The 10874-nt window shown below is 29.7% G+C and carries 13 protein-coding genes and 1 tRNA gene; 6 read left to right on the top strand and 8 right to left on the bottom strand.

Annotated elements, in window-relative coordinates; translation table 11 throughout:
- Positions 1-135: 135 nt before the first annotated feature.
- Entirely contained in the window at positions 136-786 is a 651-nt protein-coding gene (locus tag ACKTTC_RS10595; protein ID WP_408039798.1) for a rhomboid family intramembrane serine protease, read from the bottom strand.
- An 89-nt stretch (positions 787-875) separates the two neighbouring features.
- Here ACKTTC_RS10595 and ACKTTC_RS10590 point away from each other — a divergent pair, with 89 nt between their 5' ends.
- Both ACKTTC_RS10590 and ACKTTC_RS10585 read left to right on the top strand, forming a co-directional pair.
- Positions 876-1778, top strand: coding sequence for a lysophospholipid acyltransferase family protein (locus ACKTTC_RS10590; RefSeq protein WP_408039797.1), 903 nt, complete (start codon positions 876-878; stop codon positions 1776-1778).
- 56 nt (positions 1779-1834) lie between these two features.
- Positions 1835-2311, top strand: a complete 477-nt coding sequence (locus tag ACKTTC_RS10585; RefSeq protein ID WP_408039796.1) for a hypothetical protein — start codon at positions 1835-1837, stop codon at positions 2309-2311.
- Positions 2312-2342: 31 nt separating this feature from the next.
- Here ACKTTC_RS10585 and ACKTTC_RS10580 read toward each other — a convergent pair whose 3' ends face one another.
- The 7 genes from ACKTTC_RS10580 to ACKTTC_RS10550 form a co-directional block, all read right to left on the bottom strand.
- On the bottom strand, positions 2343-2621 hold the full coding sequence (locus ACKTTC_RS10580) for a hypothetical protein (RefSeq protein ID WP_408039795.1): 279 nt from the start codon (positions 2619-2621) through the stop codon (positions 2343-2345).
- Positions 2622-3293: a hypothetical protein gene (locus ACKTTC_RS10575; protein ID WP_408039794.1), complete on the bottom strand. Its 672-nt coding sequence runs from the start codon at positions 3291-3293 to the stop codon at positions 2622-2624.
- Positions 3286-3474, bottom strand: a complete 189-nt coding sequence (locus ACKTTC_RS10570) for a hypothetical protein (protein WP_408039793.1) — start codon at positions 3472-3474, stop codon at positions 3286-3288. The genes ACKTTC_RS10575 and ACKTTC_RS10570 overlap by 8 nt, the downstream gene beginning before the upstream one ends.
- A 700-nt stretch (positions 3475-4174) precedes the next feature.
- Positions 4175-4250, bottom strand: a tRNA-His gene (locus tag ACKTTC_RS10565).
- Between the two features lie 56 nt (positions 4251-4306).
- Complete coding sequence (gene bshB1, locus ACKTTC_RS10560; RefSeq protein WP_408039792.1) at positions 4307-5023, bottom strand: bacillithiol biosynthesis deacetylase BshB1; 717 nt, start codon at positions 5021-5023, stop codon at positions 4307-4309.
- Complete coding sequence (locus tag ACKTTC_RS10555) at positions 5020-5472, bottom strand: OmpA family protein (protein WP_408039791.1); 453 nt, start codon at positions 5470-5472, stop codon at positions 5020-5022. Before ACKTTC_RS10555 ends, bshB1 begins: the two co-directional genes overlap by 4 nt.
- A 10-nt stretch (positions 5473-5482) precedes the next feature.
- Positions 5483-6634 (bottom strand): trans-sulfuration enzyme family protein, encoded by a 1152-nt coding sequence (locus ACKTTC_RS10550; protein WP_408039790.1) that lies wholly within the window; start codon positions 6632-6634, stop codon positions 5483-5485.
- A 71-nt stretch (positions 6635-6705) separates the two neighbouring features.
- Here ACKTTC_RS10550 and ACKTTC_RS10545 point away from each other — a divergent pair, with 71 nt between their 5' ends.
- The 4 genes from ACKTTC_RS10545 (at position 6706) to ACKTTC_RS10530 (ending at position 10670) form a co-directional block, all read left to right on the top strand.
- The gene (locus tag ACKTTC_RS10545; protein ID WP_408039789.1) at positions 6706-7455 is read left to right on the top strand and encodes a Rossmann-like and DUF2520 domain-containing protein; all 750 of its coding nucleotides are present in this window, start codon (positions 6706-6708) and stop codon (positions 7453-7455) included.
- Positions 7439-7966 carry a KdsC family phosphatase gene (locus tag ACKTTC_RS10540; protein WP_408039788.1) on the top strand — a complete coding sequence of 176 codons (528 nt, stop codon included), beginning with the start codon at positions 7439-7441 and terminating at the stop codon, positions 7964-7966. Before ACKTTC_RS10545 ends, ACKTTC_RS10540 begins: the two co-directional genes overlap by 17 nt.
- Before the next feature lie 75 nt (positions 7967-8041).
- Positions 8042-8467, top strand: coding sequence for a DUF2147 domain-containing protein (locus tag ACKTTC_RS10535; protein ID WP_408039787.1), 426 nt, complete (start codon positions 8042-8044; stop codon positions 8465-8467).
- 100 nt (positions 8468-8567) lie between these two features.
- Complete coding sequence (locus ACKTTC_RS10530; protein ID WP_408039786.1) at positions 8568-10670, top strand: thioredoxin domain-containing protein; 2103 nt, start codon at positions 8568-8570, stop codon at positions 10668-10670.
- Positions 10671-10874: the final 204 nt, after the last annotated feature.

The raw sequence follows: 10874 nt of genomic DNA, 5'->3' as shown, positions 1-10874 counted from the left end.
CAGTTGGTAGAGCGTCAGCCTTCCAAGCTGAATGTCGCCGGTTCGAACCCGGTCTCCCGCTCAAAAAAAACCGAAACAATTTGTTTCGGTTTTTTTATGCTTTAAACTTTATAAAAGTTACTATTATTTACAGTTTTATTTAAACCCTCTCTCTAATCGATCGCCAAATAACAACAGACCTGCAATTATTGCTCCCATTACAATAATCATGAGGATATTATTATTCACTACGTAAGGTTTTAAAAATATCGTTAGGACATAACCACCCATTGCACCTCCTAAATGTGCTGAATGACCTACATTTCCTAATTGCTCTTTCATTCCATAAATAGAATACAACAAATATCCTATTCCAAAAACATATCCTGGCAAAGGAATTGGGATTGGAAATAATATTAATTCCATATCTGGATATAACATTATCGCCGAAAAAACAATTCCTATAACAGCTCCTGATGCTCCAACAGCTGAATAATAATGATCATTTTTATTACGGTATAATGCATATGATGCCCCCGCCAACATACTTCCAAAATAAATCAATAAGAAATTCGTAGTACTGAAGTGATTTACTACAATGCTTCCAAATAAGTATAAAGCATACATATTTAAACCTAAATGCAACCAACTGCCATGTAAAAAACCTGAGGTAATCATCCTCAACTTCTCTCCTTCTAAAATTTTACCAATTTGAAACTTGTAACGATTGAAAAATAATATGTCCTGAAACCCCTTATAACTTACTAAGACATTACTGACTATTAGCACTAAAATAATTGTATTCATTCCCCTTAAATATATCACAAACTTAAGGAAAAGTTTATGATGCAGCTCATTTTATATATAAATACGATATTTGCAAAAAATAATTTTAAATGAAGTTATTAGCATTTATCATTGCATATCCGTTTATTTGGACACTTTCTCGCCTACCACTTAGGCTTTTATACATATTATCTGATTTTTTATTTTTTATAATTTACCATATCGTTGGTTACCGAAAAACGGTTGTTTATGGTAATTTACAGCTTGCTTTTCCTGAAAAATCACCTAAAGAATTACGTGCATTACGAAAAAAGAGCATGCGTCATTTTGCTGATTTTATCGTAGAAAGCATCAAAGCTTTTTCTTTATCTGAAAAAGAAGCTATGAAACGATATAAGTTTGTTAATCCAGAGGTTTTAAATGATGTTGCTAAAAGAAAGAAAAATATTATTCTTACTGGATGCCACCAAAACAACTGGGAATGGTCTGTTTCTATGCCATTAGTTTCTGAAATTCAAATTTTTGGTACTTATAAAGAAATTAAGAACAAGTATTTTAATGATTTTATGAAAAAGTCTAGAACAAAGTTTGGTTTAAAAGCTTCTAAAATGCAAGACACTATTCCAGATATGCTTAAGAATTTAAAGAATGGTATCTCTGGAGCTTACATTCTTTTAAGCGATCAAAATCCTTTATTTCATAAAACTTATCATTGGACTCCTTTTTTTGGCGTGAATGTACCAGTGCATACAGGTGCTGAATTATTAGCCAAAAAATTTGATATGGCTATTATTAATTACGCCACTAAAAAAGTAAAAAGAGGCTATTACGAAACTACTTTTGAAGTTATCACAGAAACCCCAAAAGAATTTGAGGATTACAAAATAACCGATGCTTACATTGCACTTACCGAGAAAAATATTAGACAACAACCTTCTAATTATTTATGGACTCATAAGCGTTTTAAACATAAAGATGGTTATCAAATATGGGTTGAACGATATAAGAAATAAATTTCTTATAGTAATCTTATTTTTTCTCATATCTTTGTAAACAAAAAAATTGAGTTATGAAAAAAATATTTATTATCATCTCTACTTTTTTATTAATTTCTTGTAATCCTGAAGGAGAAAACTTCATCCCTGATGGTGGTGATATACGAGGAACTTACAAACTTGGAGCAGGTAGAAAAACTATAAAATATAAAAACAACACTAATCCTGAAACCATACTTATATGGAATGATTGCTATGCAAAAGGATCTTTAACTATTGATTCTAATTATAATTTCACAATCGAACAATATGAATTGGATGGAAATGACGATTGTATCCGAAAAACAGAGAAAGGAATTCTTACTGACTTAAAACACAGTTATGGAGCGCCTTATGGAAATTTAATTTATGATAATGGTTTTCAAGCTGATATTAACGGAGCAGACAAACTACCAAAAACTATAACCGTTAGAGTTAGATACACAATATATAACCCCACCCCTGAAATAGAAGAAATATCTTACGTACATAATTATGGTAGAATAAACTAATTTTTTCCTTCATTATTATTTATAATAAATATTAAATAGTTAACCCAGCTTGAACTCTATACTCTCTACTTTTTTCAATCTCTTCATTTAAAACATTAGTTAATCTTTCTTCAGCTTCTAATTGTAACATCAACTCAGAAAAACTTTTCTTCAGTATCATCACAGAAGCATGATCACCGCCTTTAATCACTTCTAAGTCATTAATTAACTTACTAAATCTTATGACTACTTCGGTGTAATCATATTCTCCAGATTTAAACTTTTTGATTAAATCTTTAATCTCTAATGTAATTTCTTTGGGGGATTTCATTTAACTTGTTTTTAATAGGTTTACGAGTTCTTTACCACTATTAATCATTTCTTCTAATTCCTCTTGCCTCTTCTTTTTCACATTATTAATATAAGTCAGGATTTTAACTAGAATAAACACCAACAATGTAACCATTAAAGCTGACAATACATAACTCATATTATAAGACCATTTTGGAAAATCTGTTCTTGTAAGAAAAGATCTTAAAAACCAAAATGACGAGACATATACAAATCCGAAACAAACAACTTTATAGAAATTCTTATAAACTCTTATTGTACTTGGATTATATAAAATATACAACACAAATAAAGAAAGAACTAAAGCTAAAAAAGGCATCCCAATAGCGTAAAGGAAATACCTAAATGAAGTGTATCCTAAAAACGAAAACTCTTGCTTTAATTCTTTCTTAATTTTATGGTATTCTTTTAATTCATTTTTTTTAACAAGCGAAACATCATCGATTTTATTTGCATAATAATCTAAACCAGCATCTCTTAATTCTTTTGCAATATCTTTCATGCTACTATTAGCTTTACCGATTATTACATTATATTTTTTATAATGCTCTTTATAAGGTTTCCATTCTTGATACCTTTTAAATTCACTATGAATAAAAGGCAAAACAAAAACTAATAAAAACAATACTCCAAAAAATGAAGATTTAATCATCCTCTCTCTCTTGCTGCTCCTCATCTTCGTCATCTCCAGCTTCTTCGTTTTCGATAAGTTGTATGTCATTATTACTAATTTCTTCTATTTGTTCGATTGTATTATCAGTACAACTATTTAACGCAAACGCTCCTATAATTAACACCACAACTAAAACTAATTTTTTACTTAAATTTTTCATTTTTACTATAATTTTATATTTAATAATTATAGTAAAGTTAACTTATACACTTAACATCTAAATCCAGTCTAGTTGTATTTCAATAATTGTTTGTCTTAGTAATTAATTGCTGCACTAGTTTTTAGAAAATCACTCTTTAGTTGACTTAATATTTTTAAATCTGAAGCTTGCATTTCAATTGACTTCTATATTCCTGTATTAACCTATTCAAAAATATATAGTTTCTCTTTACCTCAAAAACGCGAGATACCCTGAATTACTTTTAAGGGTTTACCCTGATATGATCCAAACCAACATTACAGACAACAATACAGAAAGAAATAAAAAATTACATTTATAAAACATAATTAATATTTTTAATTATAATTTGAAACATGTTAAAGTTTTGAAATTTAAAATTTCAAAAATAAAGTAATCAAACTATTATATATTTGTAGTCCCCCCCTACTTTTATCATGTTCCCTGATAATTGTTAAGCACCCCGAAATTCTATCAAAATATATTCTTTGACCCACTATCAAAGAATATATTTTTTATTTAATTATCATTGAAATTATATAAAAGCAGTATTGTAGAATATATTCAGAAAAAAGAAGAATGAAGTATTACTTTTAAACTATTCGCATAAAATTTCCTTCTTAATTAAACCCTATAAGTTATATAAACAAAAAACTCTTCTATTTCTAGAAGAGTTTTTTTTGGGTGAAAGACCGGGTTCGAACCGGCGACCTCCGGAACCACAATCCGGCGCTCTAACCAACTGAGCTACAATCACCATTTGCAACTTGCGGGTGCAAATATAAGACCATTTTTAAAATATCACAAACTTTTTTTACTTTAATTTACTTAAATTTTCTACTGCCACATATCTTTCTACTGTAAATCCCTCTGCATGAGACACTCCTATTAATCTTCCTAAATCTTGTGCTCTGTAAATTATACTATCTGTAAAGTTCTTGCTAGTAATTGGTGTTTCAGGTTCGTTACTTTTTGGATCATAAAACTGAGAAGCATACGCCATTACTGCAGCTACTTTCTTATCTATAAATCTGCTTACATCTACCACAAAGTCTGGTTCTATATTTTTCCATTGTATATAATGATACACTTGTTTTGGTCGCCATTTTTCTTGTACTTCTCCATCTAACTCAGTAGAAATTTTTAGTAAACCACTTAAAAAACAAGCATCTGAAACCAACTTACTTCCCTTTGGATGATCGATATGACGATCGTCAATAGCATTACACAACACGATTTCTGGTTGATACTTTCGTATCATTTTTATAATTTCTAATTGATGTTCCTTATCATTTGTAAAGAACCCATCAGCAAAACCTAAATTTTCACGTACTGTTACTCCTAAAATCTCTGCTGCATTCGCTGCTTCTTTATCTCTTAACTCGGCAGATCCTCTAGTTCCTAACTCTCCCCTAGTTAAATCTACGATTCCTACTTTTTTACCTGATGCTACTTCTTTCGCTATGGTTGCTGCGCAACCTAATTCAACATCATCTGGATGTGCTCCAAATGCTAATATGTCTAATTTCATTTATCTCTTTTTAACTTCTTAATTTCGTCTTTACTAATCTTACTAAATTCTACCCTTCTATTTAAATACCTTGTAGCTCTAGTTCTGGTTATACAACAAGGATTACGCTCCCCTAATCCCATAATAACAATTCTTGAAGAGTCTATTCCTTGCTTTAGAAATAATTCCTCAAGTACTTTAGCTCTTTTATCTGTTAATTTCTGATTATCTGTTGCTTTACCTACACTACAGGTATGAACTTCTACTAGATAGTTATTGTTATTATTTTTGATATAAGCTTGGATTTTTTTCACGACATCTAATGTACCTTTTTTAAAAGCTAATCCTTTATACTTAAATTGAATATGTTTTGCCAAACTATCCAAGTAGATATCCCTTTCATTTTTCTGAGCTAATAGTGCTAAACAAAACACTAAAGTTATTAAGGTTATTACTTTTCTTTTTCTCACAATTTTAAATTTATAATCTTGCTATCGCTTGTTCTATATCTGCTATTAAATCTTCTGTTTCTTCTATTCCTACTGAAAAACGTATCAAACCATCTTTTATTCCTTGTGCTGCTCTTTCTTCTTCAGATAATAATGCATGTGATGTTTGAGATGGACTTAATACCGTACTTTCTATTCCTGCTAAACTCATAGACGGTTTTATTAACTGTAAATTACGCTGAAAGTCCATCGTGTCGATTTCTTCATTTAATTCAAAAGATAACATTCCCCCAAAATCTTCCATTTGAAAAACTGCTAATTCATAATCTTCATGAGAAGGTAAGCCTGGATAATACACTTTTGCAACATTTGTATTCGACTCTAAATAATGTGCCATTTTCAATGCATTTTCACTTTGTCTACGTACACGTAAACTCATTGTTTTCATACTTCTCTCTAACATCCAGACTGTAAAATCACTTAAGCTTCCACCTAAATTCTTGGCTAAGTTCCAAATTTTCTGAATATGGTTTTCAGATGCTGCTACTGCTCCAGCTAAAATATCAGAATGTCCGCCCATATATTTTGTTGCTGAGTGAATCATAATATCAATTCCAAAATCGGCAGGTGTTTGATTAATAGGAGAAGCAAATGTATTATCTATCATTGTAATAATTCCATGTTCTTTAGCCAATGCAGCAACTCCTTGAATATCTACAATTTTTAATAATGGATTAGAAGGTGTTTCTATAAAAATTACTTTTGTATTTGGTTGAATTGCAGTTTTAAAATCATCTACAGCTAAACTATTTGTAAATGTATATTCAATTCCAAACTTATGAAACTCTTCTACAACTAAATTATAGGTTCCTCCGTATAATGTTTGTTGTAACACTACATGATCTCCTTGTTGTAAAAAAGCCATTAAAGTAGTACTAATTGCAGCCATTCCTGAGCCAAAAATCAAAGCACTTTCTGTTTTTTCTAAAGCTGCAATTTTTCTGCATAAAGCTTCTTGATTTGGTGTATTGAAATATCTAGGATATCTTTTTATATCTACATCATAAAATTGATATGACGATGATAAATAGATTGGTGAAACTGCTCCTTTAAATTGTTCGTCTTTTACTTCTCCAACATGCGTACAAATTGTATTAATTCCTAATTTATTTGATTTTTCCATACTAAAAATTTGGTTCCCCAATTTACTAAAAGCTTTCTACAGCTTCAAATAATTTCAATATCTTCGCCTTTATGATATCTGTAGTAATTCTGGGAAGTGGTAATGTTGCTTATCATTTAACAAAAGCATTTTTAAACACTGAAAATGTAATTGTTAAACAGTTATATGCTCGTTCTGTAGCGCAAATACAAGAATTTCAACATACAACTTCTATCACAGATGATATTTCGTTACTAGCAACGGCTGATGTATATATATTAGCTATCTCTGATAATGCTATCTCTGAAGTTTCTTCTCATTTACAAAATAAGTTTGTGGTACATACTTCTGGAAGTGTAACCATGAATTCCTTACAAAATAGTGGTAGAAAAGGTGTGTTTTATCCTTTACAAAGCTTTTCTAAAAGTAAACAAGTAAATTTTAATACGATTCCTTTTTGTTTAGAGGCTGAAACAACTAAAGATTATCAATTATTAGAAAGACTGGCTAAAACTATAGGCTCTAAAATATTTTCCATTAATTCACTACAAAGAAGCAAATTACATGTTGCCGCAGTATTTGTAAATAATTTTGTGAATCATATGTATACAATTGGGAATGATATTTGCGATACTTATGATGTACCGTTTGAAGTATTACTTCCTTTAATTGAAGAAACTTCTGCTAAAATAAGTGCTATATCGCCTAAAGATGCACAAACTGGTCCCGCTAAAAGAAACGATACAGAAACAATTTCAAAACATCTTGAGATGTTGAATGAATCTCAAAAAGAAGTATATAAACTCATAACCAAATCAATACAAAATGGAGAAAAGCTATAAAGAACTCTTTAATGACATTACCACATTTATTTTCGATGTTGATGGTGTTCTTACCAATGGTATTGTTACTGTTTTTCCAAACGGAGAATTAGTACGACAAATGAACATTAAAGATGGATATGCTTTAAAAGCAGCTGTAAAAGCTGGATATAATGTTTGCATTATTTCAGGAGGAAAAAATGAAGGTGTGCGTACTCGTTTGGCTAATCTAGGAATTCAAGATATTTATTTAGGAGCTCATAATAAGATTAAACAATACAACGAGCTTGTAGAGAAGTATAGTTTACAACCTAAAAATGTATTATACATGGGCGATGATATTCCTGATCTTCCTGTTCTTGAAAAAGTTGGCGTTCCTACATGTCCTAACGATGCTGTTAGAGAAATTCAACAACTCTCAAAATACATTTCTGATAAAAAAGGTGGTGAAGGTTGCGCTAGAGATGTGATTGAACAGGTTATGCGCGTACAGGGAAAATGGAGTGATAATTTTGATGCAACATATGATTAGTTCACATAAACTAATACACCACACTTTACGTTAAATAAGAAGTAACATTTTTAAAATACAATTAATTTAATATATATGAAGAAAGTAACACTTACTCTTTTATTTTTAGTAGTTACCATTACTATGAATGCTCAAACCATCTTTGGAAAATGGGAAAATAAAAATGAAGAAACTGGCGCAGTAGATAGCGTGATTGAAGTTTATGAAAAAGATGGAAAAGCGTATGCTAAAATTGTTGAGATTACGAATAAGGATAGACAAAATGCTGTTTGTGATTTATGTAAAGGAAAAAATAAAAACAAACCTATTTTAGGTATGAATATTTTAACTGGATTAAAAAAAGATGGAGATGAATGGTCTGGTGGAAAAATTTTAGATCCTAAAACTGGAAAAATATACAAGTGCTTTATTAAACTTGAAGAGCCTAACAAATTAAAGATTAGAGGTTATATTGGTTTTGCTTTAATTGGAAAAACTAGGTATTGGTTCAGACAACAATAGTTCTTTTAAAATAAGAAACTTATATATTAAAAAGTGATCGTCTTTATTTCAGACGATCACTTTTTATTTACATACTTTTAGTATTCATTATATTTGATGTATGCGGTACATTAAATTTATTTTCTTTTTAACTATTGTTACTTACTCTTTTTTTTCATGTTCTCAGAAAAAAAAGGAAAAATTCACAAACGAGTTAATTCACGAAACAAGTCCATATTTATTACAACATGCACATAATCCTGTAAACTGGGTTCCTTGGGATGCTAAATATTTAGAAAAAGCTAAAAAAGAGAATAAGCTTGTATTAGTTTCTATTGGCTATTCGTCTTGTCATTGGTGCCATGTAATGGAAAAAGAAACTTTTGAGAACGAGGAAGTTGCTCAGTATATGAATGAACACTTTATCAATATTAAAATTGATAGAGAAGAACATCCAGATGTAGATAAAACGTATATGACTGCTGTTCAAATAATGACAGGTAATGGTGGTTGGCCACTTAATTGTATCATTCTGCCAAATGGAAAACCAGTTTGGGGTGGCACCTATTTCCCTAAAAATGAATGGCTAGCTTCGCTAAAAGGAATTCAAAAGTTTTATACTGAAAACCCTACAGATACAGACAATTTTGCTGAACGTTTATCGCAAGATATTCAATCGTTACAAACCGTTATAAAAAATCCAAATGAGATAACGTTTTCTGCTGAAAAAGCTAAAGAAATGATTAACATATGGAAAAAAAAGTTTGATACTATTAATGGTGGACTAATTGGTAGCAATCAATTCCCTAGACCAAATAATTATTTGCTTTTATTACGTTATGCTTATCAAACTAAAAATAAAGAATTACAAAATTTTATAACACTTACACTTAACAAAATGGCTTTAGGTGGTTTAAACGATCATTTAGAAGGTGGTTTTGCAAGGTATACTGTAGATAATAAATGGCATATTCCTCATTTTGAAAAGATGTTATACGATAATGCACAATTGGTTTCTCTATTTTCTTATGGATATCAAACCACAAACAATTCTTTATATAAAGATGTTGTATATAAAACTTTAGACTTCATTGAAAAAGAATTTTATACAAATGGCTTGTATTTTTCTTCTTTAAATGCTGATAGTTATAACGAAACTAAAGAACTAGAGGAAGGCGCTTATTATACTTGGACTAAGGATGAATTAACAGCACTTATACAACAAGACATTGATTTATTTAATGATTATTTTGGTATTGGAATTACTGAAAAAGTAGAAGGCAAACACGCTTTAGTAAAAATGTATAAGGATAGTATTTTTATAAAAAAACATCATATTTCTTTACCTACATTACATCAAAAATTAAATATATGGAAAGCTTCATTATTAGAAGCTCGTACTAAAAGAGAAAAACCTGAATTAGATACTAAAATACTAACTTCTTGGAATGCCTTATTGTTAAAAGCCTTTACGGATGCTTATAAAGTTTTTGGAGAAGAGAAATTTAAGAATAAAGCTATTGAAATGGCTAAGCAATTGAAGAAAAATGCTATTTCTAATAATTGGGAAGTGTATAGAAGTATTGGTAAGAGTAATCGAAAGATTAATGGTTATCTCGAAGATTATGCTTTGTTAAGTAATGCCTATATTTCTTTATATCAAATTACTTTAAATGAAAAATGGCTGACTTATGCTAAAGAGTTAACAGCTTATTCTATTACACATTTCTTAGATGATGAACAAGGTTATTTCAAATATACTACTAAGAAAGATGCTGCTTTAATCGCTACAAATTTTGAATTTGAAGATGTTGTTATTCCTTCATCTAACTCAGTTATGAGTAAAAATCTACTATACCTAGGACATTATTATGGAAATAATACTTATTTAGAAATGAGTAAGAACATGTTACATAATCTGCAGCCAAAAATTGAAAAGTACCCTCAAGCTTATTCTAATTGGTTTGATAATTATTTAGATTTTGCACTTCCCTATTACGAAACTGTTATTTCTGGAAAAGAAGCTGTTATAGAAACTAAAAAACTCTTTACAGAAACATATATCCCTAATATGCTTGTATCTGGAAGCACTACCAAAAGCGATTTACCTTTGTTACAACATCGATTTAATGAAGATAAAACACTTATTTATGTTTGTGTTAATAAAGCTTGTAAGTTACCTACTGAGAGTATAACTGTAGCAGCTGAACTAATGGGATATTAATTACTTTTAGTAATAATTTTATTCACTTATAAAAAGTAAAAGGATGCGTAATAATACGCATCCTTTTTTTATTAATTGTGTTGTATAATTCTGTAAAATATGTTCTAGAAAAATCTCACAAACTTAGATCTTTCTTGGCTAAAACTGAATGTCATTAATATTTCATGACTTCCAGAATTAAAGTTTCCTAGGTTTGTAAAAGTA

Source organism: Tenacibaculum amylolyticum, assembly GCF_964511145.1.
Lineage (GTDB): Bacteria > Bacteroidota > Bacteroidia > Flavobacteriales > Flavobacteriaceae > Polaribacter > Polaribacter amylolyticum.
The sequence above is the reverse complement of the archived record's forward strand: the minus strand, read 5'-3'. Positions and strand labels throughout refer to the sequence as shown.